Genomic DNA, 23,455 nt, shown 5'->3' on the forward strand with positions numbered 1-23,455 from the left:
TACACTAAAGATCCTTTTTCCCGCGATAGGTAAACAGATCCTCCCAGGTATAGGATTCCGGCGCGCTGTAGATATTCAGCGTATCGAGAATCTTCTGCTGCATATGCATCGTCAGCCGGCGTCCTTTCCGGCCCTTCTGGATCTGCTTATGGTTAATAAATCCCGGCGGCGCAATCGAAACCAGATCGTTGTTCTTAATACCCTTTTCGGTCATCAACGCATCCAGCGGCTGGGTCCCGACATTCATTTCCAGTTCTTCACTCATTCTTATCCTTAACGTGCCTCGCACGATTTATTCTTTTCAACCAGTCTATCGACTTCTTCCATGATCGCCTTGACGGTCATAAGGCTCGCAAGCTTCATCAGCAACTGCTTCTTATCAAACATCCCCTTCACATAATAGGGAATATGGGTACGGAACTGAATACAGGCCGCCTCTTCAGCCGTATAACGCTTCGCCCTTGCAGTCATTTCCTGCTTTTGTTCATTCAGTTCCACCAGCCGCCGCAAATGCTCCGCCATCATTTCCCGCTTTTCCCGGAGCCGGTTCGAAACAGACAACACATCGGTACCGGCCACCTTCAGTGGTCCCCGCTGCATTTCGTTGAAAATCCACGGATTCCCGATCGCCCCGCGCCCGATCATTACGCCGTCTACTCCGGAGATTTCCACCATTCGTTCAGCATCTTCCAGATACTGAACGCCGCCGTTTCCCAACACCGGAATCTTCAGCAGCTGCTTCATTTCGCCCAACTTTTCAAAATCCGGCTCTCCGCCGTGAAAATGTTTGGCCAGCCGCGCATGCACGGCAATCATATCCGCCCCGTTTTCCTCCACCACCCGGGCGATTTCAAGATGATCTGCCGTATCGTGGTTGAAACCGATCCGCGTCTTCACCGACAGCGGCAGCGAGACCGCCTTACGAACACTGGAAATCATCTTTCCGAGGCTCGGAAGATCCTTCAGCAACGCCGCTCCCGCGCCGCGCGATACCACCTTTTTCACCGGACAGCCGCAGTTCAGATCAATCCAGTCAAACTGCCCGGTCTGCTCCACATATCGCGCCGCCTCGGCCATCGCTTCCGGATCGCGCCCGAAAATATGTCCGGCAACGGGATGTTCATCACCCGCAGTTTTCAGTACAGCAAACGTATGCTGCGAATCACGCCGAATACCCTCGGCGCTCGTCAGCTCCGTATACACCGCACCAGCCCCCTGCTCCAGGCAGAGCGTGCGCATCGCCGCATCCGTATACCCCGCCATCGGGGCGAGTACCACGGGAAAATCAATCGTAACAGAGCCAAAGTGGAGAGGTTTTAAATTCATCGGGCAGGAAATATTTCTCAGACGTTCAAATTTGTAAACTGTGAACGAAATTATAATCGGAATCCGATCCGCAAACCGCTTAAATAGATGCAATTTTCAAGGAGAAGTTCATGGGCGGAGCCATTATTGCAGTAATCTGTATTATCGGAGCGGTTATCTGGGGTATTTGTGCCGGAAAAAAACGGCGCGACGGCATGACGCTGCTGGCCGAAGAACTCGGGCTTGATTGCCATCATGAGCGGAATTATCAACTGGCCGATCGCTACCGTTTTCCGGACAAACTGCGCCAGGGCTCCAATTGCTATGCCTGCAATATTCTATCCGGAAACTACCGTGACCATGAAATCGCGGCATTTAATTACCACTACGAAACCTACTCCACCGATGCCGACGGGAAACGCCAAACCGATCACCACCACTTTTCTTTTTTCATCCTCACCCTTCCGAAATGCTTTCCGGAACTGACCATTGCCAAAGAGGACCTCTTTTCAAAAATCGCCCGGACCGTGAGCGATGAAGATATCGATTTTGAAAACCGCGAGTTTGCAAAGCAGTTTACGGTTCGTTGCACAGATAAAAAATTCGCCTACAATTTCTGCAACACACACATGATGGAATTTCTGCTCAGTCATCCCGACATCAATATTGAGCTCGATCAGAATCAGCTGGCGGTCGGCTACCACTCGCAACTGAAGGTTGAGGAAATCCGTCCCCGCCTCGACCATCTGATTGAAATCAGAAACCTGATGCCGGATGCGCTCTTCGCGGACTGATCCTGCCGTTCACGCCCTGCGGGAAACTTTAAACATAAATCTGGAGGACCTATGATTGCACCACCGAAAGCCTATGAAAATATCTCATTTCTAAACTCGCCCTATTGCCGGCCCGTACGGTTGCAGCTCGAATACCTGCATCCGGAAGTGACGATGCAGGAACAGGGCGTCAAATCCACCATCGTTCTCTTCGGCAGCGCCCGCATTCCTTCTCCGGAAAAAGCCGGCGAATGCAAAAACGAAAAACTGGCGGCGCTGGCCCCCTACTACGAGGAAGCCCGTAAGCTGTCGCATCTGGTCAGCACCACCTGCCAGACCAACCATGATTGCGAATATGTAGTCATCACCGGCGGGGGCGGCGGTATTATGGAAGCGGGCAACCGCGGAGCGATGGAAGCCGGCTGTAAATCGATCTCGCTGAATATCCAGCTGCCCTTCGAACAGGAGGCCAATCCCTATGTAACCCCCGAGCTGAACTTTGAGTTCCACTATTTCCACATGCGCAAAATGCATTTTCTGCAACGCGCCAAAGCCGTGGTGATTTTTCCGGGCGGTTTCGGCACTTTCGATGAACTCTTTGAAGCGCTCACTCTGATCCAGACCGGAAAAATCGACCCCATGCCGGTTATTCTCTTCGATTCCCGACATTGGAAAAAACTGGTCAACTGGGACTATCTGGCCGAGTGCGGCCTGATCAGTCCGAAAGACCTCGATATCATCACGTTCTGCGACAAGGCAGAAGAGGCCTGGGAAGTCATCACAGCGTTCTACGAATAGCTGAAAGGAAAAAGATCATGAAAAACACGATCATCCTGTTCACCGCATTGACCGCCTTCACCCTGCTCTCCGGCTGTAACATCGCCCGTTTTTCAGCCGCACAGCAGCATGCGGTAGGCCGGGAACTGCTCGACCTGCATGAAGCGCATACGAAGAGGATTATCAGTGATGCAGAATACACCCGGCTGAGAAACCGGGTTCTGGCATCCGTTCACGACACAAACCTGCAACAGGAAGGAAACAACAAAACCATGATTCATGTCATTGCATTCATTAAAGTCAAACCGGAGCATCGGAAGGAGTTCATCCGTATCTTCAAAGCCAACGTTCCGAACGTACGGGCAGAAGACGGTTGCATCCAGTACACCCTGACCACCGATACCGACAGCGGCATCGACATTCAGTCCAAAGATCCGGACATCCTGACGGTCATCGAAAAATGGGCCTCCAGAGAGACGCTGCAGACGCATCTGGCGTCCCCTCATATGGAGCAGTACCGGAAAGATACCGAAGGCATGACCGAAGGACTCGACCTGCGTGTGCTTGAAGACGTCTGAGCGCTGAGACAGACTGCCGAAACCGCTCCGGATTCCGGGGCGGTTTTTATTTTACCAGAAACTGAAGTACCGTATTCAAACGCGGAATATCCAGTGCCTGGAAATCCTCCGTATCCTCCCTGCGAATCAGGCCCAGATAGCGGATACAAAGCACAAACAGCAGCAGATAAACCAGACCGATAATGAACAGCTGCCCGATATTCAGCCACTGATTTTCCAGCCAGAGAAACAGTTTGATTTTATCGCTCAACAGATGCAGCAGCAAGGCCAGTGCCGTCAGGACGAAGGTGATACGGAAAAAAAAGGCGGTCGGAAAATAGAGACCACCCAATACGCGACGGATTACGATGGTCCGGAACGGAATGGTGCAGACAAATGTCCCCGCCACCGCACTGATTCCACCCCAGACCCCCAGCCGGAACTTTACAATCAGCAGCCAGTCGAGAAACAGATTGACCACGATCTGAAGAATAAGCATGGGCACCATATGCAGCACTTTCTCTTTTGCTTTAATGGCGGCGGAAAGCGGCATGGAAAAAAGCGGCATCAGCAGCACAATACAGAATACAGAAGCCAGTGCGCCCGCTTCATTCATCGTCCCTTTATACAGAATCCGATAGGCGTCCGGTGCATAGAACGCCCCCAAAATGCCCACCGGAAGCGCCAGCAGCATCAGTATTTTATAATAGGAGCTGATCAGACGGCCCAGACAGCTGCGGTCCCGCACATAAGCCTCCGCAAACGCCGAAGTGAAAATCGGAAGCAATGCAAGGGGCAGGAATGTGATAACGGTGTACGGAAGCGTGTAACCGAGATCATAAACACCGGCCACTGTAGCCCCGCCGATGGCCGCAATAAAAAACACCTCGGAGTATTTAAACATGACCATACGCAGAATCGTGCTGAGCATCACCGTGCCGGAAAAGGTCAGCGTGCGTCGCTTTCCGATGCCCGTTTCATCCGTATTCCAGGGCAATGTATGAACATGACGATACAGAAGTACCGCTCCGAAAGAATAGATGCAGATAATCGAAAGCATCTGCACAAAAAAAACCACGCCCACCTCAGGGGAATGCCGCAGCCAGACAATAAGCAGTACCAGCCAGATCGCCCCATGCGTCATGGAAAGAAGGGCAACCGTACGCGTTTTGAAAAGCGAGGTAAAAACCGTGCCCACAAAATCTTTGAGCAACAGCAGGCCCGCCAGACCGCACGCGAGTGCCAGAAAGAATTCAAAATGCACCACATGTTCAGCCAGAAACAGACGCTGAAGCGGAATCCGCAGCAAAAGCAGAACCATGGAAACCACCACCACGGCAATACACTGTAACGCCGCTGTTTTCCAAATGAGATGCAACAGCCCGCGACGATTTCTCCGTGCAGCGAGCTCCGGAATATACCGCATCAGTGCTGCACCCAGCCCGAGACTGCACATCACAACCATATACTGAGAGATATTGGTCATCAGGCTGTAGACGCCGTACTTCTCTTTGCCCAGACCGTTCACCGTAAGCATGCTGATACCGAAATAGACAAAAAACAGCACCAGCTTGCCCAGAATCATCCACGGAACACTGCCGACGGCTTCCCGCGAAAAAAAGCCCGGTTCCCGGGAATTTTTTCGCGCACTCTGGGCCTCACTATCCATATTTCATGGCCGGGTCAGCCGTTGCGCGCCCGATCAATGCGCCGCCCCATCGAAGGATGACTGTGCAGTAGAAATTCAACCCAGGCCGCTGGCTCTTTATTCGCAAGATTCTGATCGGCCAGTTTTTCAAGCGCGGAAACCAGCGGACCGGGCGCCCCCATCGTCGCCACCGCATAGGCATCAGCCGCAAATTCCCGACGCCGCGAATGCATATTCGAAAACGGCATCGAAATGAGAGAAAAAACAAAAAGAGAGAAAATAAACACCGGCGCAGCCGCAATGTCATAGATTTCGCCCAGGTTCAACAGCCCGGTCAACCGGATCAGGCAGAAATTCGCCACAAAAAATCCCAGGAGCGCCAGCACGGACGCAGTAGCCATAAGACGCCAGGTATCCTTGTTTTTATAATGACCGACTTCGTGGGCCAGAATGGCCAGAATTTCCTCTTTTGAATAGCCGCTCAACAGCGTATCCCCGAGAATAATGCGCTTGGTTTTCCCGAATCCGGCAAATGCAGCATTCGCCGTACTCGTTTTTTCCTCCAGCCCCCACTTAAAGACTCCGACCACTTTAATGCCCGCCTCTTCCATCATGCTCCGCACAGCATCGGTCAATTCCCCCTCTTCCAGGGGTTCGAACTTATGAAACAGCGGCATAATCAGCACCGGAGCCAACGTGGAAATCACCACGGAAAAAAGGATATAGAATACAGCGGAAGCAAGCCACCACCAGTCGGGAATCCACCGCAGCAGCGCATAAATAACCGAAAACAGCACCGCAGCCAGCAGCATATCAATGCACAGCGACTTCACAAAATCCGCCAGCCACTCGCCAAACGTTTCGTTCGACAATTCATAATGGTGCTCCAGCACATAGCCGCTGTAATAGGTGAACGGAAGCATGAAGGCCGAAAACCCAAAGACGGCAACGGCAGTATACACTGCATTTGTCACAAACCACAGCCCCTCACCGAACCGGGTCTCCAGCCCTGCCGCAAGTGCCGAGGATGCCCCCGAAAACTGAAATGCGGCCAGCAGCACAATCATGACGATAATTTCGACGACAAAAAGACGGTTGTGGACGGCATCATATTCCTTGGCCATCGCTTCGCGGTTGTGTTGTTTTTCAGCCATAACTTAAAGATCGCTCACATAACCGATGATCGTCAGCAGACGGTCAAGTTCATCGTTGTCATGATAATCTATTTCAAGCGAACCCTTCACTTTCTTTCCGTTTGCCAACGTTTTTGAAGGCGTAATCCGGATGCTTGTTCCCAGATACTGATGCAGCTCATCGGTGAGTGTCTGCAGATAATCACTCGGCAAATCCGATTTTTCCGCCCGCGGTTTTTTCGGCGGAGAGGTCATTTTCTTAACCAGCTTTTCAAGCGCCCGTACAGACAAACCGTCTTTGATCGCTTTGCGGGCAAGAACGGACTGATTCTTCTCCGAATCAAGCGAAAGCAGCACCTTTGCATGCCCCACCGAAAGCAGCCCTTCGGCCACATATTTCCGAATCGAGTCCGGCAGTTCCAGCAGCCGCAGCGCATTGGCCACCGAGGCCCGCGCCTTCCCCACCTGACGGGCAACCTGATCCTGCGTCATATTAAATTTTTTCTGCAGCAGCGCATACCCCTCCGCCTCTTCAATCGGATTCAGGTCTTCGCGCTGCAGGTTTTCAATCAGAGCAATTTCCAAGGCTTTTTCATCAGAAGCTTCGATCACAATCACCGGCACACGCTTCAACATCGCCGCCTGAGACGCACGCAGCCGTCGTTCACCGGCAATCAGTTCAAATTTGCTTCCCACTTCGCGCACCAGCAACGGTTGCAGAACACCGTGCACCTTAATCGACTCTACCAGTTCCGTAAGGGCATCCGCCTCGAATACGCTTCGGGGCTGCCAAGGACTGGCCACTATTTTGGCCACCGGGACCTCCCGCACACCGCCGGCATCAGCTTCCGCCGTTTTCTTCGGCACCGCCTTGGCCGATGCTTTTCCAGCCGGCGTTTTTCTTCCGGTTGTGGAGCCATCCTTAATAAGTACATCGAGCCCTCGCCCGAGCGCTGGTTTTTTCCCCGCCATAAATCTTCCTCTCACTTGCCTTAAAGCTTCGAATATTCCCTGCAAAACAGGCAAAAATAAAGGCTAATCGTCGCACAATCGCGCTCACAGCCCAACTACAGAAACCGGCATCCGCCACTTATTTTCCACTATTTTCTGACGGCGGCTATTCCTTAATCTATACAATACTCCGTCACAACACAGGAAAAGAACTATGACATATTATCAGACCGGAATCGTTGATAATCTCCCGGCCCATGGACGCTACCTCACCTTTGAACATCTCCCCGGAACGCCACCGACCGGAGCTCTCCAGCGCCTGCAGACCGTGGCCGACGGCAGTGAGCTGGTCGTCGGTCTGGGCCGCTCGCTGACCCTCGAGCTGAATGCCGACATTCCAAACCTTGGAACTTTTCCGGCCGATCCGAAGGCGCGTATCGAAGTTCCCTCCACGCCCGCTGCACTGTGGTGCTGGCTGCGCGGTGCCGAACGTGGCGACCTGATCCACCGAAGCCGCGAACTTAAAAACCAGCTTTCTGAGGCCTTTGAATGTATCAACACGATTGATGCATTCAAACACGGCTCCGGCCGCGATCTTACCGGCTATGAAGACGGCACGGAAAATCCAGAAGGTCAGGAAGCACTGGATGCCGCATTGCTGCGGGGAGCCGGTGACGGCCTCGACGGATCAAGCTATGCCGCCGTACAGACCTGGGTGCATAACCTCAACCGATTTAAAGCCCTGCCTCCAAACAAGCAGGATCACACCATCGGCCGGCGACTGAGCGATAACGAAGAGCTCGCTGATGCTCCGCCATCAGCACACACCAAACGCACCGAGCAGGAAAGCTTTTCCCCAGAAGCATTTATGATGCGACGCTCCATGCCCTGGGCCGACTCATCAGCCGAAGGACTAAATTTTGTGGCCTTCGGGCGCGATTTCCGCTCTTTCGAAGTGCAGCTGGCCCGCATGGTCGGTATCGAAGACGGCATCACCGATGCCCTGTTTAATTTTTCGAGGCCGGTGACCGGAAACTATTTCTGGTGCCCGCCAGTTTTTCAGGGCCGGCTGGATCTCCGCGCCCTGAACCTGCAGCAACCGGACCTTGCCGCACTTCCGAACTTCGGATAACGTTCATCCATTAAAATAACAGAGGAACTACCGATGAAAAAATTCTTACTGCTTGGTGCCGCCCTGCTTACCGCCGGATATGTACTGGCCGACACCAGCCTTTCGGCTTATGGAACCTATTGGGAAGCGGATTCATCCGGACTCGGTGCCGGGCTTCGCCTGAAAAAAACCATTCTGGGCTTCGGAGCCGTTGAAGCGCGCGGCGGCTATGTGAACTTCGACAATATTGAAACCGACATGATTCCGCTCGACGCCTCCATCAATGTCCGCCTCCCCTTCATGATTTCGCCGTATGCCGGCGTGGGAGCCGGATATTATTTTCTGGATTCCGATTCCGGCGGCATAGACGATACTTCCGGCGTTTTTGCCCAGATCGGTGTGGAAGCCACATTGATCTGGTTTGGTGCTCTTGCGGAAATCCGGTATTATGACCTCAACGAAAATTATTTTGACGGCCCGACCTACAATGTCGGCCTCTTGCTGAAATGGTAAAAAGTTTATGAATGTTGATATATACTACGCCAAAGTCTGCGGTCTGTGTACCGAAGCCATCCATTTCCTGCATAAACGCGGGATCACCTTCACCGCCTATGCCGTCGAATACGACGCTGCAGCCGATCAATTTGTCGATTCAGAAAATACCCGGGAGATGTACCGGCGCTGCGGCGGCCCGGTCGATATTGTGCCGCAGATCTTCATCGGTGACCGCCATTTTGCCGGCTGGCGTCAACTCGAACCGCTGATTCAATCCGGCGAAATCGACCGTATTCTACCCGAAGGTGGATAGAATCCGCTGATACAGCTCGAAATCTTCATCGGAAAAGCAGACGCAGAAAACCTGTTTCACGCGACTGCCCTCGCCCAGCGCCCGAAAAATTTCGCACAACGCGATTCCGCAGGCACGCTCGAACGGAAAATTATAAACACCGGTGCTGATGCATGGAAAGGCCAGCGAATCAATGCGATGTTCCTCTGCCAATCTGAAACAGGCCCGATAGCAGGAAGCCAGTAGTTCATCCTCGCCCTGATCCCCGCCATGCCAGACCGGCCCGACCGCATGAATAACGAAACGTGCAGGAAGATCATAGCCCTCGGTCAGTTTTGCTGACCCGGTCGGACAGCCGCCGACCATGGCGCATTCGGCTTTCAACCGGGGACCGGCTGCACGATGAATCGCTCCGTCAACTCCGCCGCCGCCCAGCAGCGTCGGATTAGCCGCATTCACAATAGCATCTACCCTTAATGTAGTGATATCGCCTTTGATGATCTCTACCATGACGGTTGCATAGTGCTTTACACCGCAGTGGTTTTCAAACGGAAAATATCAGGGTATGCATGGCTAACCCCTCAGCGGCAACGTTAGCCCTTACAGCCCCCGGCAACGGAAGGATTCCGAACTCTGGAAAATGCGTTCTGAAGATCAACAGAAGAATGGGACCGGCTGATACGACACCGTTAGCTGAATGTGGATCCGTTCCAGCCCCAGTGATCCCGCTCAAGCGACTCAAAATTGATATAAATCCGTTCCGGCGGAATATCGAGTTTCATATGGAGCAGCTCACACAGATTTTCACTGATTGACCGGTTCACAGCGGCGTTCAGTCCACCCAGACTTTTAACCTCTGCAAAGGCGGCATCGCCCTCGATCCCGGCCATCATAATCGTTGCTTTTTCAGCAACCACCATGACGTATTGCTCCGGCTTTCCGATGCCTCCGGCGATAAGACCGGACAGTTCGGGAAGAAGTTCAGCAGGAATTTCCTTTGTACATTTCAGATTAAGCATCGGCATATTCGCCTCCTTATTTCAACGCGGAAGGAATCTCAATGGTATAGCCGGAAACCGTATGTCTTCGCAGAATCTTCAGATGAGGCTCAATAATCTCAAGCGCCGTATCACGCTGCACACTACCGAGCGTTTCCAGCCAGGCATCAATATCAATGCAAAGCCATTCCGGACTCCGGGGATTCGGTTTGGTAAAACGGATCATTTTCGGATACGCCTCGGGACAGGCCGCTTTCAGATCACGCATCATCCGATAGGACCGGGCGTAAGGATTTTTTTTTGAACGATTGAAGTGCCGCCCCCAATCGCCCCAGAGTTTGTTTTTCTCGGTGCAGATTTCTTCGGAGAAAACCGTGGCAAACCCTTCCATATACCAGTCCTTGATACGGGCATTCATCAAATGCCCGCACTCATGCGTCAGCAACGGATAGAAATTCTTTTTTCCCGCATCGACACCGATATAAACCACAAAAACACCATTGGACGGATCAATGCACTGGGTCAGCGAAAAATCCTCAGCAATGCGGTAGCGACGCGCTGTTTCGTCCTTCCTGGAACGCCGGAAAATCACCTCATTCACCGGCACATCGGGGTTTCCGTACTCCTCAGTCAATTCGTCCAGACACCGGAAAAAGAAGGCTTCGGCCTCAGGCTCACCGAGAGGCTGATAGGCGGCGTGAATCGGGCCTTCCGGAAGTCCATTGATCACGGTGCTGCAACTGCACATTAACACAGAGACCATCAACGCCGCAGTGACCGGTAGCCAGCGCATAGAAATCAGCCTTCCATAAGCTCTTCAAGGCGCTCACAGATCAGGTGCATCATAAGTTCATGTCCTTCCTGAATACGCGGGGTATGCGATGAGCAGGAAACCACCAGTGCATAATCGGAAAGAGGAAGTATTTTCCCGCCGCTTCCTCCAAGAAAAGCGACGGTTTTAATCCCCAGCTCTTTCGCCGCTTCAAATGCTTTCAGTACATTCCCCGAATTTCCGGAAGTTGAAAAGCCCACCAGAATATCACCGGAACGCCCCAGCCCTTCCACCTGTTTAGAGAAAATCTCTTCATAGGAAAAATCGTTGCTGATTGAAGTCAATACAGACGCATCGGTGTTGAGTGCAAGACCGGCATAGGGCTTCCGGTTCATCAGAAACCGGTTTACCAGTTCCCCGGCAAAATGCTGGGCATCGGCAGAGCTTCCGCCATTCCCGCAGGCCATCACTTTTCCGCCGGCTTTAAGACAGTCTGCCATCAAAACCGCAATTTGCTCCACAGCGGGAATCAGCTCCTGAAAAACCTGATCCGACACAGCGCGGGACTCCGCCTTAATTCCTGCAATATCCATAACATATCCTCTATTCCTCAACCAGCGGCGCATCGGCGGTTTTACGAGTTGATTCTCCGACAATTTCAGCAATCTTGACGGTTATATTCCCAATTCCCTCAATACCCAGCGATTCGCGCACACGCTCACGGACCCGTTGCTGCAATTTCTGAGTCAATTCGGGAATCTTCGTGTCGGACACCACTTTGATACTGATGACAATATCGACACTTCCTTTGTTATGTACCAACCGACTATCAATACTTTTTACGGAATCAAATTCCTTGCCTACACGTTCGATAAAGTCCCGGATGGCCTTTGTGCTGATTCCGACGTTGCCGTCATCGGACTGGAAATCAATAAACTTTTCCTTTTTTCCGACAAAACGGGCAGCCCGGCTGAGAATAACAGCAGCAATCATTACACTGCCGAGAACCAGGCTGCCAAGCGGGGTCGACAGCACTTTACTTATACGTACACCCAGCTCGCGATTGAAGGTATTGCCGTATACCAGCGCACCACCGAGAATCAGCAGCACGGCATTAGTAATGATACTGCCCATTCCGGTTCGTTTCATCACTTTATTCCTCAATCGCCCGTTTATCGCCCTGATTGTTGCGAATCCCCTGAACGACGACATTCACAGCATAAACCTGTTTCCCGGTCATATCCTCAATGGTCTTTTTAACCGCCGCCTGCAGCTGCAGGCAGATCTCGGGAATGTTAACTCCAAACTCAAGAACCACCGTCAGATTAACCGTCAGAAGATCCTGCTCCTCTTCAACACGAATCCCCTTATCCTTGGCTTTTTTCCCAATGATTCCGGCAATGCCGTCCGCGAGCGAACCCTGCAGTTCAACCACACCGGGAACCTCTTTGGCCGTCTCGTGCGCAATAATAGCAAAAACGTTAGGATTGATACTGATCTGTCCATATTCGGAACCCGAAGTTTCCGGTGATACAGTCAGATCCTGCGTATCCAGTACAGCATTCCCTGCGGTGTTCTCCATAGTCTGCGTCCCCTCCTTATTCTATCCGTTCAGAAATACCTCATGCATGAATTTTTCAAGATAGGCCGTGTTGTAGCTCCCGTCAATAAAGGCCTTATCCGTCATCAGTGCCTCACCCAGCGGAACCGAAGTATGGGGCCCGCTGATGGTGAACTCTTCGAGAGCGCGGCGCATACGCATAATCGCTTCTTCACGATCTTTACCTCGAACAATGATTTTCGCGATCATACTGTCGTAATACGGTGAAATATTATACCCGGAATAGACATGAGAATCGATTCGAATGCCGGGTCCGCCCGGAAAATGAACCGCTTCGACAGGCCCCGGTGCCGGTGTAAAGTTGTTGTATGGATCTTCCGCATTGACCCGGTATTCAATCGCGTGGCCGGTAATCTTCACATCGTCCTGGGTGAACGACAGTTTTTCCCCGGCAGCAACCCGAATCTGTTCTTTCATGAGATCAATGCCGGAAACCTCTTCAGAAACCGTATGCTCCACCTGAATCCGGGTGTTCATTTCCATGAAGTAGAATTTTTTCTCAATTTCGTCATAGAGAAATTCCAGCGTTCCCGCACTGTTATATCCAACAGCCTTACCGGCTTTAACCGCTGCATCGCCGAGCGCTTTACGCTCTTCATCTGTGAGCGTCGGACACGGAGCCTCTTCAACCAGTTTCTGATGCCGCCGCTGAATCGAGCAGTCACGCTCTCCCACATGGCAGACATTTCCATGCTTGTCGCCGATAATCTGCACTTCAACATGCCGGGCTGACTCTATATATTTTTCCATGAACAGATCCGGGTTCCCGAATGATGCCTCACCCTCGGCGGAAGCCGCCATAAACCCCTGAACCAGAGAAACATCGTTGCGCGCAACACGCATCCCTTTGCCGCCACCACCGGCCACTGCTTTGAGCAGCACCGGATAACCCATTTTCTTAGCCAGTGCCAGTGCATCATCGGGCGTCTTCAGCACTCCGTCGGAACCCGGAGTGATCGGCACACCGGCCGCTTTCATGGTATCGCGCGCAATGGCTTTATCACCCATCTGATTGATGCATTCTGCGGAAGGGCCGATAAATGTGATATTGCAGTTGGCACAGATTTCAGCAAAATGAGCGTTTTCCGCCAGAAAACCATACCCGGGATGAATGGCATCCACATCTGCCACTTCTGCCGCACTGATGATATTGGTGATTTTCAGATAGCTGTCGGTCGCCGCTGCAGGTCCGATACAGACAGCTTCATCAGCCATCTGAACATGCAGCGAATCAGCATCTGCCTCGGAATAAACCGCAACGGATTGAATGCCCAGTTCCTTGCACGCACGGATGATGCGCAGGGCAATTTCGCCGCGGTTGGCAATGAGTACCTTCTTAAACATCGGCAACCCCTTTTATTTCGGTTCTACGAGGAAGAGCGGCTGGCCATACTGTACCGGCGAAGCGTCATCAACAAGGACCTTCCGAATGATCCCCTTCACTTCGGCTTTGATTTCGTTCATCACCTTCATAGCCTCAACAATACAGACGACCGTATCTTCCGTCACTTCCATGCCGACATCTGCAAAGTTATCCGCATCCGGCGCCGGTTTGCGATAAAACGTTCCGACAATCGGAGAAGGAATCTCAACCAGTCCTTCATTTTCATCTACAGCAGGAGCTGCCTCAGCCGGCGCAACAGCGGCAGCCGCAACAGGAGCGGTTCCAACAGGAGCTGCCGGAGGAGCGGCATAGACCACCGTCTCTTCACCGCCACGCTTCATCGCCAGTTCAAAATCGTTGTCCTTCATTGAGAACTCGGTCAGCTCGTTCGCTTTCATCAACTCAACGATGCGCTTAATATCCTTGATTTCCATAGTCAGCCTCTCCTGTTAGAAAATAGTTCAATCTCTGCCGACTAAACTAAATTTGGGCACTAATGCCCAGCCCTAATCGAAAACTAGTGAACGTATAAAATAGCCATGGGGAAATGTCCATTTTCACGATCAATTCACGTCTTTTTAAACACGACAAGGGATTTCAGAATCCCGGGAGAGCTGTACACATGAACAGAAGATCATTCGGAGCCGCCGGAGCATTGCTGGCTGCCGGAACGGCTGCATCGGGCATATCCGGAACGGAAACCGACAGTCCCGGACAGGTATTCCGGATGAATTATGCGCCGGGCTTCCGTCATTTTGTACACAGCGCGGGAAAAGATCCGCTCGACCAGATCCAGTTTATGTACGACCACGGATTCCGGGCCATTGAAGACAACGGCATGATGAACCGGCCACCCGAACTGCAGCAGAAAATCGGCGATCGGCTCGCAGCTCTGGACATGACCATGGGTGTATTTGTCACCGGATTCGGCATGAACAGCCTGATGCTCACCTCCAACATTATGGGCGACAAATACCGCGGAAAAGGCATCACCCCCGATAAAAAAGCCGTCAGGGCTGAACTGAAAAAAAATTGCGAGAAAGCGATCACTACCGCCAAACGCGTGAATGCCAGATGGACCACCGTTGTTCTGGGCGCATACAACCCGAACCTCAACGCGGAATATCAGTTTGCCAATGTAGTGGAAAACCTCAGATTCTGTTCGGAACTGATGGAGCCGCACGGACTGATCATGGTAATGGAACCGCTGAATTACATAAACCATCCCGGTGTATTTCTGAAAACAGTCCCCCAGGCCTATGCCATTGCCAAAGCCGTCGACAGCCCGTCATGCAAAATTCTCGATGATCTCTATCACGAACAGATACAGAACGGGAACCTGATTCACAACCTTGACCGCGCCTGGGACGAAATCGCCTACATCCAGGTCGGCGATGTGCCGGGCCGCAAGGAACCGACCACCGGTGAAATTAATTATAAGAACATTTTTCAACACCTTCATCAAAAAGGTTACAAAGGCATCATCGGTATGGAACACGGCATCAGCCGGCCCGGTATCGAAGGTGAACGGAGCCTGATTCAGGCCTACCGTGAAGTCGATAACTTTGAACTCTGAAACGGAGAACCGCATGAGTATTGAAACCAGAAGAAGAACATTCCTCGCCTCATCAATAGCCACAGGTGCCGGCCTGACCATCCTCCCCTCAGGTTCACTCGCCGGGAAAGGACCCGGCGGAAAAATCAACATCGCGTTAATCGGCGCCTACGGGCGCGGCAAACAGCACTATCACGATCTCAAGACCCAGAATGTGGTAGCTATCTGCGATGTCCACAGCGAATGCATGAAATTTGCCGCAAAGGAATTCCCCAAAGCCAAGCAGTACACCGACTGGCGGAAATGCCTTGAACAGAAAGATCTGGATGCCGTTGTTATCTGCACCCCCGATCACCACCACGCCTTTATCTCAATCTGGGCTATGAACCGCGGACTGCACGTCTACTGCGAAAAACCGCTGGGCGACTGCGTAGCCGAAGCCCGCGCTGTGCGCGAAGTCTACCTGCAAAACAAGAATAAACTGGCGACCCAGCACGGCACACAGCGGCATGCCAATCCCAACTTTGACCGGGTTGCAGAAATGATCAAAGGCGGTGCCATCGGCGAGCTCCAGGACGTACACACCTGGGGAAACCGCACGCACAACAAAACCGCCTACCTGCCCGATGCCGGCAAACCGCCGGCCGGAATCAACTGGAACCAATGGATCGGACCGGTCCAGTGGCACCCCTACAACCCCGGCTACTTCGATTTACACCCCGGCCGCGGCTGTCTGAGCTGGAACATGTATGACGATTTCGGAAGCTGGCAGATCGGCGACATGGGCAGCCATACCGTTGATCTGGCCTGGAACACGATTGATGCCGAAGCCCCCACCAAAATCAAAGCCTTCGGCGACCCGCCCAGCCCCTATGTCTGCCCCTCCAAACTGACGGCAATTTTCACTCTTCCCGCAAATGACTGGCGCGATGAAATCCGCCTGGCCTGGTATCAGGGAGGACCGCTTCCGAAATCACCGAACAATGCCATCGACCTCAGAAAAATCAGCCACGGCGCCATGTTCAAAGGAACCAAGGGCGTTCTGATTGCCGATTTCAACAACCGCATTCTGCTTCCGCTCGGAAAAGACACGGATATGACCTACTACACCCCGCCCCACAAAGCCCGTGCACCGATCGGCGGCTTTATGCAGCAGTGGTTCAATGCCTGCAAAGGCGACCTGAAAACCGACTGCGATTTTGATTATGCCGGCACCATGATTGAAACGCTAATGCTCGGGCTGGTGGCACACAAGGTCGGCAAAGAGCTGACCTACGACCGTAAAACCGGGAAAGTAACCAACAACGAAAAAGCGAACGAATATCTCTCCAAACCCTATCGTGAAGGCTGGGTACTCAATGGTTAAACCTCTGCTGTATTTAATCATTGCCGCATCAGCGGCTCTTGCCGGAAGCGACTGGGAGAACTGCTTCAACGGAAAAAATCTGGAAGGCTGGATCGTTAAAGTAAACGGCTTTGAACCCGGAGAAAATCCCGGCAACCTGTTCCGCGTCGAAAACGGTCTGCTCACCGTCTCGTACGAAGATTTCCGGAACAATCGCTTTAAAGATGAATTCGGCCACATCTTCATCAACAGGCCCTTCACGAATTATCATTTTTACTGCGAATACCGTTTTATTGGGGAGCAGTTCCCCGGCGGGCCGGAGTGGGCCCATTCAAACAGCGGAGCCATGCTCTCCGGTCAGGCCCCGGAAACCATGGAAATAAATCAGAAATTTCCGATATCCCTCGAATTCCAGTTCCTGGCTCAGGACGAATCCGGCACACGAACAACCGGCTCCATCTGCACACCGGGAACATACGTTGACGTCAACGGCGAAACCGTTAAACAGCACGTCATCCCAAGCCGCGGCATTGCGCGGCCCCTCGGTGAATGGGTTCAGGCTGAAGCTGTTTTTCAGGACGGAAAAATCAAACACATCATCAATGGCGAAACCGTCATAGAATACAGCAACCCGAAATACGACGACGGAACCCCCATCACTCATGGCTGGATTTCACTTCAGGCCGAAAGCCACCCTATACAGTTTCGTAACATCCGGATCAAAGAACTCGATTAAATCACTCACACCGGAAAAACCACCGCCGGCTTTTCAGAAACCGGCATAAAAAAAGGCGGCCATCGAAGACCGCCTTCACCATGCATAGATGCCGGCTAAAGCATATCTGCAATTTTTTCCGCCATGCCCACATAAGAAGCCGGCGTCATTTGCAACAGCCGCTGCTTATCGGTGTCATCGATTTCCAGCCCTTGAACAAATTCACGGATCGTCTCTTTGGTGATTCCGTCTTTACCTCGGGTGAGGTCTTTGAGTTTTTCATAGGGTTTTTCAATACCCGCTTTACGCATAACCGTCTGCACCGGTTCAGCCAGCACTTCCCAGGCATGATCAAGATCGGAAGCGAGAACCTCCTCCCGCAACTTGAGTTTACCGAATCCTTTAAGTGTGGAAAGATAGGCGATTACAGAATAACCGAAACCGACCCCCATATTACGCAGGACGGTGGAATCGGTCAGATCACGCTGCAGACGGGAAATCGGAAGCTTGGCAGACAGATGACCAAAAAGCGCATTGGCTAGGCCGAGATTACCTTCCGAGTTCTCGAAGTCGATGGGATTGACCTTATGCGGCATGGTGGAGGATCCCACCTCACCCTTGATGGTTTTCTGACCGAAATAGCCCATCGAAATATAGGTCCAGATATCCCGGTCGACATCGATCAGAACAGTATTGAAGCGGCTGAACGCATCGAAAATTTCCGCCATGTAATCGTGCGGCTCGATCTGCGTAGTAAACAGGTTCTGTTTCAGACCCAGCTTATCTTCAATTACCCCTTTCGCCAACGACAGCCAGTCGACATCCGGATAAGCCGAAAGATGTGCATTGAAATTACCCACCGCTCCATTCAGCTTACCGAGAATCTCAACCGATTCGATTTTCCGTTTCTGCGTAGCCAGCCGATCGGCGAAAACAGCAAGTTCTTTACCGATTGTCGTCGGAGACGCGGTCTGCCCATGTGTGCGGGCGAGCATCGACACTTTTTTCCAATCCTTGGCAAAGGATTTCAGCTGACTGATGATTTCCTGCTGATGCGGCAGAACGGCTGCCAGTCCATCTTTAAGCATCAGCGCATGGGACAGATTGTTGATATCTTCAGACGTGCAGGCAAAATGAAGAAATTCAGAAAGTTCCTCAACCGTTGTGCCCTCGATCTTCTGTTTGAGATAATATTCAACCGCTTTGACATCGTGATTCGTGGTGCGCTCGATGGCCTTGACTTTCTCGGCCTCCTGTGGCGTGAAATCTTCAACAATCCCCATCAGCAGAATCTCTTCTTCGCTGGTGAGCGCACGGCACTCCGGAATTCCTGATTCGTCACACAACGCCATAAGCCAGAGCACTTCAACACGCACACGGTTGCGTACCAGTGCATATTCTGAAAAACATTCGGTCAGTTCGGCAACCTTCGAAGCATAGCGCCCGTCAATCGGGCTGATGGCAGTAATCATTTATTTTCTCCTGAATCTGTTCGCAAAAGCGGGAATATAGACACCCCGATCCCATTGAGCAAAATAAAAGCCGCCCGATATTCCGGTTCGTTGCCGTTATCCCGGAATCTCATCAGGTTTCTGCAGGCCGAACCGAACAAGGCGTGCAGATCCATAAGCAGCCTTCTCCGTTGCAGCGGAGAACACATACCCGGTAACGGACAGCACCGATTAGAATTGCATTTACAACGCCGCCAGCCGGGCGCCCCATTTTTCCTGAGCAGCCTTCAGCGCATTCGCCCGATGCGAAATACTGTTTTTTACAGAAGCATCAAGTTCAGCAAAAGTTTCGTCATACCCCTCGGGCACAAAAAGCGGATCATATCCGAACCCGTTTCTGCCGCGTTGCTGCTCGATGATACGGCCTTCACATTTTCCGGAAACCGTTTCCACCTTTCCGGAAGGATCAGAAAGCGCTATCACTGTCCGGAAACGGGCCGAGCGTTCATTTTGTCCATTCAGTTCACGCAACAGCCTGGCATTGTTCTTTTCATACGAACACGGCTCACCGGCATACCGGGCAGAGTAAACTCCCGGCGCACCTCCCAGCGCATCAACCTCCAGACCGGAATCGTCCGCCAACGCCCAGCAACCCGTCGCCAACGCAATTTCAACCGCTTTTTTACAGGCATTGCCTTCAAAAGTATCCGCATCCTCAACCACATCAGGAAGTTCCGGAAAATCAATAGCCGACAACACCTCCAAACACCGGAAATCAAATACGGCCCGAATCTCTTCGAGTTTATGCGGGTTGCGGGTTGCGATAACCAGTTTCATACCATACTCCTGCCCGATTTTTATCCGTTGTGCGGACGGGCAATACGGGCTGCCCGTTCTAAAAATGAATCACGATTCGATTTAACAGCAATCGGGTTTCCGAACCGGTCCCAGACCACCAGAACATACCCCGCATAAACTCGACCCGATTTTGCAGAGCTCTTCGCCAACTTAATCGAAGAGGTTTCAAATTCGACAGGAACTCCATGTTTTTCGGGAAGTGTAAAGGTGAATTCTTTCGAAGCTCCCGCTTTTGAAAATGCACCGGTTCGCATTTCCTCTGCGATGATAACGAGAACTGCCGTCAGTTCACCTTTGTATGAACGGGTATTCGCCTTTTTTATGGAAGCCCGGCAGATGATGGACTCGGCCTTACCCGATGTGCTGCTGTCCGACGATTTGGAAACATCAAGACTCAACCGGGGAGGAATTATTTCCTCCAGATAAGACACATCATTTTCAGAAAGTTCATCGGGGCTGTACTCCTGCTTTTTTCCGTCCCGATCCTGAATAACCACTTTGCCGGCATTCATAGTAACGAATTCACCCTCCCAGACCTTCCCGGCTTTATCCTCCCAAATACGGAATTCAGCGAAAGAAGCGGAAATCAGAAAGCATGCGATACCTATCACCGAAAATGATTTATACATGAATTCCCTCACCATCTCTAAAACTGAACGTAAAGGCCATTTCAGCCACCACCCTTCCAGCAGAGCTATTGAAAAACGGGTGTCAATGCCCGTTTTTCATCAGATGCCGTGCAGCGTCGCTTTAAACGGTTTTACAAGTGCATCAATATCCACATTCACCGAACCGGCCACTTTCAGAACTCTGTCAGCCGTCACTGTTCCGACCTTCGTGATCGGCAACCCGCTGAAGAGCGCTTCCAGTTCTGCAGTTTTTTCCGGAGCAACAGAGACCACAAAGCGGCTGTTGGATTCGGAGAAGAGTGCGGTTTCGTTATCCACACCCAGTACAGACAGATCCACATCCGCGCCCAGCTGCCCGCCGATGCAGACCAGCGCCAGCGAAACCGCCAGGCCGCCCTTGTTCGGCGTAGTGGCCGATTTCAGCAGACCGGCGTCCGTAGCTTTATTCATTGCCGCGTAGATTTTCAGCGCCTTTTCGCCATCCACCGCCGGAACCGTTCCGCCATAGTTAAGCGGCGTACCCTGTTCTTCCGCCAGCATACGATAATACGCCGAAGCTCCGAGCTCTTCCCTGGTGTCGCCGATCACATAGATCACATCCCCGGCCGCTTTAAGCGGCATCGTAACCGCTTTTTTCACATCATCAATCTGACCAATTGAAGAAATGAGCAGCGTCGGCGGAATAGAGATTTTCTTTCCGCCCCGCGTAGAATCGTTTTTACACGAATCCTTACCGGAAACCGCCGGCGTTTTATACAGTGTGGTGTAATCGTAAAGCGCTTTATTGGAACGAACCAGCTGCGCCATTTTATACGCGCCGTCCGGCGTTTTTTCCGATTCAACCGGATCCGGCCAGCAGTAGTTATCCAGAATCGCAATCCGGTTCAGGTCGCCGCCGACTGCAATCACACGGCGAACCGCTTCGTCGATAACCGATGCCGTCATATCGTAGGTATCAATATCGGAAAACCACGGGTTGATCCCTTCCGCAAGAACCGCACCGCGATCGTTGTCGTATTCCACCCGCATCACCGTCGCATCGGACGGAACATCGGCATTCACACCGACAAACGGCTTCACCACAGAGAGGCCTTTCACTTCGCCGTCATAGATCCGACTCTTATATTCACGCGAACAGATGTTCAGATCACCCATCAGCTTGGTCAGCGTTCCGGAATAATCGGTCTGCTTTTCAACCTGCGGTGCCGGAATATTCGGTTTTTTCCAGACACCGGGCATCACCAGCGTCGGGCAACCGGTTTCATAGAGGAAATCCATATCCAGACTGGCGATTACTTTCCCATCCTGTTTGACGGTAAAATAGCCGGAATCGTTGTATTTGCCCATGAAGGCAACTTCAACGTCACGCTGTTTAGCCAACGCTTCAAATGCCTCCCGTTTTTCCGGCGGCACCGCAAGTGTCATGCGCTCCTGCGCCTCGGAAACCAAAACCTCCCAAGGCTGGAGACCCTCATATTTAAGCGGCGCACCTGCCAGCTCGCACTCGCAGCCGCCGGAATATTTACCCATTTCGCCGAACGAGCACGAAATTCCTCCCGCACCGTTATCAGTAATACAACGGAACAGACCGAGATCGCGCGCTTCGATCAGAAATTCATACAGCTTACGCTGCGTCAGCGGGTCACCGATCTGTACCGCCTGCGCCGGCGATTCCGTACGCAGTTCTTCCGACGAGAAAGTCGCGCCGTGAATCCCGTCTTTACCGATACGGCCGCCGCACATGACCGTCCAGTCGCCGACCTCGATCTCTTTGCGCTCGGATGGGCGGCCGTTGACTTTTACCGGAATCGTACCCATCGTTCCGCAATAGACCAGCGGTTTTCCGAGGTAGCGTTCATCAAAACACTCAAATCCGCGGCTGTACGGAATGCCCGACTGATTGCCGCCGTCGATCACTCCTTCATGCACACCGTCACGAATGCGGCGCGGATGCATCAGGCCTTCCGGCACTTCCTTATCGTAGAACGGCGAACCAAGACAGTAACCCCACACATTGGAAACCAGCGACGCACCCATACCGGTACCCAGCGGGTCGCGGTTAACACCGACAATACCGGTCATGGAACCGCCGTACGGATCCAGGGCCGACGGTGAATTATGGGTTTCCACTTTATAAACCAGGTGCAGATCTTCATCGAACTTCACGATGCCGGCGTTGTCCGTGAAAACAGAAACCAGCCAGTCAATCGACTCTTCCACCTTTTTGGTCGAGGCTTTGACGTAGGTCTTGTAAAGTGAGTGGATCGTTTCCGATTCGCCGGTCTCTTCATCTTTATACTCAACCGTACCGGCAAAAATCTTGTGCGAGCAATGTTCCGACCAGGTCTGGGCAATACACTCCAGCTCAATATCGGTCGGCCACTCCGGCAGATCGAGCTCTTTGCGATGCGCCTTCACGTCTTCACGCAGATAATGATTCCGGATCGCGCGCATTTCCTCCAAAGAAAGCGACAGAATCCCTTCCGATGAAATTTTCATCAACGCTTCGTCGTCGTCCGGCAGCTCAATCACATTCACCTTGATTTCCGGATGATCATCAAAGATCGGAGCAGTCATATCCGGCTCAGAGGCCAGCCACTCCTCTTTCGAGAAAACCTGAATCGTCTGAATCAGGGTATTGGCAAGCAGATCACTGCCCAGACGCTCCACATCTTCGCGGCTCAGGTCGCCGGTCAGGAAATACTGAATGCAGGTGTAAACCTGTTCTTCCCACTCCAGCTCGCGGCCTACTTCGTCCTGCAGCGCCCCGCGCGCCGTACGACCGACGTTATCGGTGACACCGGGTTTAAAACCGACTTCGAGCATCCAGTCGAACGTTTCCGGGGCAGGAAGACGGCCCATAGCCGATTCTGCAACCACCGGATCAGCAAACGCCCGCTGAACCTCCGCCGCTTTTTCCTCATCGATGTTCGCCACCACTTTATACACATCACGCGTGCGGCACTCAGTAATATCCATTTTCAGAGCGCCCTGCGCCCGATAAATCACTCCGCGACCGCGCGCATCCGGCACACCATCTTTCAATCCGATTTCAATCCGATAAATCATAGTCCTGCTCCACCCG

Annotated in this window: 26 protein-coding genes; 9 read left to right on the forward strand and 17 right to left on the reverse strand. The window is 52.3% G+C overall.

Going from position 1 to position 23,455, the window contains the following annotated elements:
- Positions 1–4 precede the first annotated feature (4 nt).
- Positions 5–265 (reverse strand): hypothetical protein, encoded by a 261-nt coding sequence (locus tag EGM51_10965; GenBank protein QBG47890.1) that lies wholly within the window; start codon positions 263–265, stop codon positions 5–7.
- Positions 266–273: 8 nt separating this feature from the next.
- Positions 274–1,326: a tRNA-dihydrouridine synthase family protein gene (locus EGM51_10970; protein QBG47891.1), complete on the reverse strand. Its 1,053-nt coding sequence runs from the start codon at positions 1,324–1,326 to the stop codon at positions 274–276.
- Between the two features lie 110 nt (positions 1,327–1,436).
- Here EGM51_10970 and EGM51_10975 point away from each other — a divergent pair, with 110 nt between their 5' ends.
- From EGM51_10975 to EGM51_10985, 3 genes are all read left to right on the forward strand, one after another.
- On the forward strand, positions 1,437–2,099 hold the full coding sequence (locus EGM51_10975; protein ID QBG47892.1) for a DUF3137 domain-containing protein: 663 nt from the start codon (positions 1,437–1,439) through the stop codon (positions 2,097–2,099).
- 51 nt (positions 2,100–2,150) lie between these two features.
- Positions 2,151–2,876 carry a TIGR00730 family Rossman fold protein gene (locus tag EGM51_10980; protein ID QBG47893.1) on the forward strand — a complete coding sequence of 242 codons (726 nt, stop codon included), beginning with the start codon at positions 2,151–2,153 and terminating at the stop codon, positions 2,874–2,876.
- A gap of 251 nt (positions 2,877–3,127) precedes the next feature.
- Positions 3,128–3,433, forward strand: coding sequence for an antibiotic biosynthesis monooxygenase (locus tag EGM51_10985; GenBank protein ID QBG49297.1), 306 nt, complete (start codon positions 3,128–3,130; stop codon positions 3,431–3,433).
- A gap of 46 nt (positions 3,434–3,479) precedes the next feature.
- Here the strand turns inward: EGM51_10985 and EGM51_10990 are convergent, their stop codons facing one another.
- From EGM51_10990 to EGM51_11000, 3 genes are read right to left on the reverse strand one after another with little or no spacing between them, the layout of a single operon-like run.
- Complete coding sequence (locus tag EGM51_10990; GenBank protein ID QBG47894.1) at positions 3,480–5,081, reverse strand: hypothetical protein; 1,602 nt, start codon at positions 5,079–5,081, stop codon at positions 3,480–3,482.
- Between the two features lie 14 nt (positions 5,082–5,095).
- Positions 5,096–6,214: a M48 family peptidase gene (locus tag EGM51_10995; protein QBG47895.1), complete on the reverse strand. Its 1,119-nt coding sequence runs from the start codon at positions 6,212–6,214 to the stop codon at positions 5,096–5,098.
- Positions 6,215–6,217: 3 nt separating this feature from the next.
- Entirely contained in the window at positions 6,218–7,165 is a 948-nt protein-coding gene (locus EGM51_11000; GenBank protein QBG47896.1) for a ParB/RepB/Spo0J family partition protein, read from the reverse strand.
- 193 nt (positions 7,166–7,358) lie between these two features.
- Between EGM51_11000 and EGM51_11005 the strand changes: the two genes are divergently transcribed.
- The 3 genes from EGM51_11005 to EGM51_11015 are packed head-to-tail and all read left to right on the forward strand — an operon-like array spanning position 7,359 to position 9,063.
- Positions 7,359–8,276, forward strand: coding sequence for a Dyp-type peroxidase (locus EGM51_11005; GenBank protein ID QBG47897.1), 918 nt, complete (start codon positions 7,359–7,361; stop codon positions 8,274–8,276).
- 33 nt (positions 8,277–8,309) lie between these two features.
- Entirely contained in the window at positions 8,310–8,768 is a 459-nt protein-coding gene (locus tag EGM51_11010; GenBank protein ID QBG47898.1) for a hypothetical protein, read from the forward strand.
- Positions 8,769–8,775: 7 nt separating this feature from the next.
- Entirely contained in the window at positions 8,776–9,063 is a 288-nt protein-coding gene (locus EGM51_11015; protein QBG47899.1) for a glutaredoxin 3, read from the forward strand.
- Here EGM51_11015 and EGM51_11020 read toward each other — a convergent pair.
- From EGM51_11020 to accB, 8 genes are all read right to left on the reverse strand, one after another.
- A complete protein-coding gene (locus EGM51_11020; protein QBG47900.1) occupies positions 9,046–9,552 on the reverse strand; it encodes an O-acetyl-ADP-ribose deacetylase in 507 nt (168 codons plus the stop codon). The genes EGM51_11015 and EGM51_11020 overlap by 18 nt on opposite strands.
- A gap of 179 nt (positions 9,553–9,731) precedes the next feature.
- Positions 9,732–10,067, reverse strand: coding sequence for a hypothetical protein (locus tag EGM51_11025; GenBank protein QBG47901.1), 336 nt, complete (start codon positions 10,065–10,067; stop codon positions 9,732–9,734).
- Positions 10,068–10,077: 10 nt separating this feature from the next.
- Positions 10,078–10,833 (reverse strand): hypothetical protein, encoded by a 756-nt coding sequence (locus EGM51_11030; protein ID QBG47902.1) that lies wholly within the window; start codon positions 10,831–10,833, stop codon positions 10,078–10,080.
- A gap of 5 nt (positions 10,834–10,838) precedes the next feature.
- Positions 10,839–11,405 carry an SIS domain-containing protein gene (locus tag EGM51_11035; GenBank protein QBG47903.1) on the reverse strand — a complete coding sequence of 189 codons (567 nt, stop codon included), beginning with the start codon at positions 11,403–11,405 and terminating at the stop codon, positions 10,839–10,841.
- Between the two features lie 10 nt (positions 11,406–11,415).
- Positions 11,416–12,024 carry an alkaline shock response membrane anchor protein AmaP gene (gene amaP, locus EGM51_11040; GenBank protein QBG47904.1) on the reverse strand — a complete coding sequence of 203 codons (609 nt, stop codon included), beginning with the start codon at positions 12,022–12,024 and terminating at the stop codon, positions 11,416–11,418.
- A complete protein-coding gene (locus EGM51_11045; GenBank protein QBG47905.1) occupies positions 11,966–12,394 on the reverse strand; it encodes an Asp23/Gls24 family envelope stress response protein in 429 nt (142 codons plus the stop codon). The genes amaP and EGM51_11045 overlap by 59 nt, the downstream gene beginning before the upstream one ends.
- Before the next feature lie 21 nt (positions 12,395–12,415).
- Positions 12,416–13,777, reverse strand: a complete 1,362-nt coding sequence (gene accC, locus EGM51_11050) for an acetyl-CoA carboxylase biotin carboxylase subunit (GenBank protein QBG47906.1) — start codon at positions 13,775–13,777, stop codon at positions 12,416–12,418.
- A 12-nt stretch (positions 13,778–13,789) separates the two neighbouring features.
- Positions 13,790–14,251, reverse strand: coding sequence for an acetyl-CoA carboxylase biotin carboxyl carrier protein (gene accB, locus EGM51_11055; protein QBG47907.1), 462 nt, complete (start codon positions 14,249–14,251; stop codon positions 13,790–13,792).
- A 188-nt stretch (positions 14,252–14,439) separates the two neighbouring features.
- On the opposite strand from accB, the gene EGM51_11060 reads away from it, so the two are divergent.
- Genes EGM51_11060 through EGM51_11070 form a run of 3 tightly spaced genes read left to right on the forward strand, consistent with a single transcriptional unit; the run spans position 14,440 to position 17,453 of the window.
- Complete coding sequence (locus tag EGM51_11060) at positions 14,440–15,393, forward strand: xylose isomerase (protein QBG47908.1); 954 nt, start codon at positions 14,440–14,442, stop codon at positions 15,391–15,393.
- Positions 15,394–15,406: 13 nt separating this feature from the next.
- On the forward strand, positions 15,407–16,738 hold the full coding sequence (locus EGM51_11065) for a Gfo/Idh/MocA family oxidoreductase (protein QBG47909.1): 1,332 nt from the start codon (positions 15,407–15,409) through the stop codon (positions 16,736–16,738).
- Positions 16,731–17,453, forward strand: a complete 723-nt coding sequence (locus EGM51_11070) for a DUF1080 domain-containing protein (GenBank protein ID QBG47910.1) — start codon at positions 16,731–16,733, stop codon at positions 17,451–17,453. The genes EGM51_11065 and EGM51_11070 overlap by 8 nt, the downstream gene beginning before the upstream one ends.
- Positions 17,454–17,548: 95 nt before the next feature.
- On the opposite strand, the gene EGM51_11075 is transcribed toward EGM51_11070, so the two are convergent.
- The 4 genes from EGM51_11075 to EGM51_11090 form a co-directional block, all read right to left on the reverse strand.
- Positions 17,549–18,904, reverse strand: coding sequence for an adenylosuccinate lyase (locus EGM51_11075; GenBank protein QBG47911.1), 1,356 nt, complete (start codon positions 18,902–18,904; stop codon positions 17,549–17,551).
- A gap of 222 nt (positions 18,905–19,126) precedes the next feature.
- Positions 19,127–19,720 (reverse strand): XTP/dITP diphosphatase, encoded by a 594-nt coding sequence (locus EGM51_11080; protein ID QBG47912.1) that lies wholly within the window; start codon positions 19,718–19,720, stop codon positions 19,127–19,129.
- Between the two features lie 20 nt (positions 19,721–19,740).
- Positions 19,741–20,385 carry a hypothetical protein gene (locus tag EGM51_11085; GenBank protein QBG47913.1) on the reverse strand — a complete coding sequence of 215 codons (645 nt, stop codon included), beginning with the start codon at positions 20,383–20,385 and terminating at the stop codon, positions 19,741–19,743.
- Between the two features lie 84 nt (positions 20,386–20,469).
- Positions 20,470–23,439, reverse strand: coding sequence for a phosphoribosylformylglycinamidine synthase (locus EGM51_11090; protein ID QBG47914.1), 2,970 nt, complete (start codon positions 23,437–23,439; stop codon positions 20,470–20,472).
- Between the last annotated feature and the right edge of the window lie 16 nt (positions 23,440–23,455).

The organism is Verrucomicrobia bacterium S94 (genome assembly GCA_004299845.1).
In the GTDB taxonomy this organism is placed as follows: Bacteria; Verrucomicrobiota; Kiritimatiellia; order Kiritimatiellales; family Pontiellaceae; genus Pontiella.

Bases quoted from the DNA above. Each gene is read 5' to 3' on its own strand.
- EGM51_11045 (QBG47905.1), bottom strand. From the start codon at position 12,394: ATGGAGAACACCGCAGGGAATGCTGTACTGGATACGCAGGATCTGACT.
- EGM51_10980 (QBG47893.1), top strand. From the start codon at position 2,151: ATGATTGCACCACCGAAAGCCTATGAAAATATCTCATTTCTAAACTCG.
- EGM51_11060 (QBG47908.1), top strand. From the start codon at position 14,440: ATGAACAGAAGATCATTCGGAGCCGCCGGAGCATTGCTGGCTGCCGGA.
- EGM51_11075 (QBG47911.1), bottom strand. From the start codon at position 18,904: ATGATTACTGCCATCAGCCCGATTGACGGGCGCTATGCTTCGAAGGTT.
- EGM51_11010 (QBG47898.1), top strand. From the start codon at position 8,310: ATGAAAAAATTCTTACTGCTTGGTGCCGCCCTGCTTACCGCCGGATAT.
- EGM51_10985 (QBG49297.1), top strand. From the start codon at position 3,128: ATGATTCATGTCATTGCATTCATTAAAGTCAAACCGGAGCATCGGAAG.
- EGM51_11005 (QBG47897.1), top strand. From the start codon at position 7,359: ATGACATATTATCAGACCGGAATCGTTGATAATCTCCCGGCCCATGGA.
- amaP (QBG47904.1), bottom strand. From the start codon at position 12,024: ATGTCGTCGTTCAGGGGATTCGCAACAATCAGGGCGATAAACGGGCGA.
- EGM51_11000 (QBG47896.1), bottom strand. From the start codon at position 7,165: ATGGCGGGGAAAAAACCAGCGCTCGGGCGAGGGCTCGATGTACTTATT.
- EGM51_10965 (QBG47890.1), bottom strand. From the start codon at position 265: ATGAGTGAAGAACTGGAAATGAATGTCGGGACCCAGCCGCTGGATGCG.
- EGM51_10970 (QBG47891.1), bottom strand. From the start codon at position 1,326: ATGAATTTAAAACCTCTCCACTTTGGCTCTGTTACGATTGATTTTCCC.
- EGM51_11030 (QBG47902.1), bottom strand. From the start codon at position 10,833: ATGCGCTGGCTACCGGTCACTGCGGCGTTGATGGTCTCTGTGTTAATG.
- EGM51_11080 (QBG47912.1), bottom strand. From the start codon at position 19,720: ATGAAACTGGTTATCGCAACCCGCAACCCGCATAAACTCGAAGAGATT.
- EGM51_11035 (QBG47903.1), bottom strand. From the start codon at position 11,405: ATGGATATTGCAGGAATTAAGGCGGAGTCCCGCGCTGTGTCGGATCAG.
- EGM51_11020 (QBG47900.1), bottom strand. From the start codon at position 9,552: ATGGTAGAGATCATCAAAGGCGATATCACTACATTAAGGGTAGATGCT.
- EGM51_10990 (QBG47894.1), bottom strand. From the start codon at position 5,081: ATGGATAGTGAGGCCCAGAGTGCGCGAAAAAATTCCCGGGAACCGGGC.
- EGM51_11025 (QBG47901.1), bottom strand. From the start codon at position 10,067: ATGCCGATGCTTAATCTGAAATGTACAAAGGAAATTCCTGCTGAACTT.
- EGM51_11015 (QBG47899.1), top strand. From the start codon at position 8,776: ATGAATGTTGATATATACTACGCCAAAGTCTGCGGTCTGTGTACCGAA.
- EGM51_10975 (QBG47892.1), top strand. From the start codon at position 1,437: ATGGGCGGAGCCATTATTGCAGTAATCTGTATTATCGGAGCGGTTATC.
- EGM51_11065 (QBG47909.1), top strand. From the start codon at position 15,407: ATGAGTATTGAAACCAGAAGAAGAACATTCCTCGCCTCATCAATAGCC.
- EGM51_11070 (QBG47910.1), top strand. From the start codon at position 16,731: ATGGTTAAACCTCTGCTGTATTTAATCATTGCCGCATCAGCGGCTCTT.
- accC (QBG47906.1), bottom strand. From the start codon at position 13,777: ATGTTTAAGAAGGTACTCATTGCCAACCGCGGCGAAATTGCCCTGCGC.
- EGM51_11090 (QBG47914.1), bottom strand. From the start codon at position 23,439: ATGATTTATCGGATTGAAATCGGATTGAAAGATGGTGTGCCGGATGCG.
- EGM51_11085 (QBG47913.1), bottom strand. From the start codon at position 20,385: ATGGTGAGGGAATTCATGTATAAATCATTTTCGGTGATAGGTATCGCA.
- EGM51_10995 (QBG47895.1), bottom strand. From the start codon at position 6,214: ATGGCTGAAAAACAACACAACCGCGAAGCGATGGCCAAGGAATATGAT.
- accB (QBG47907.1), bottom strand. From the start codon at position 14,251: ATGGAAATCAAGGATATTAAGCGCATCGTTGAGTTGATGAAAGCGAAC.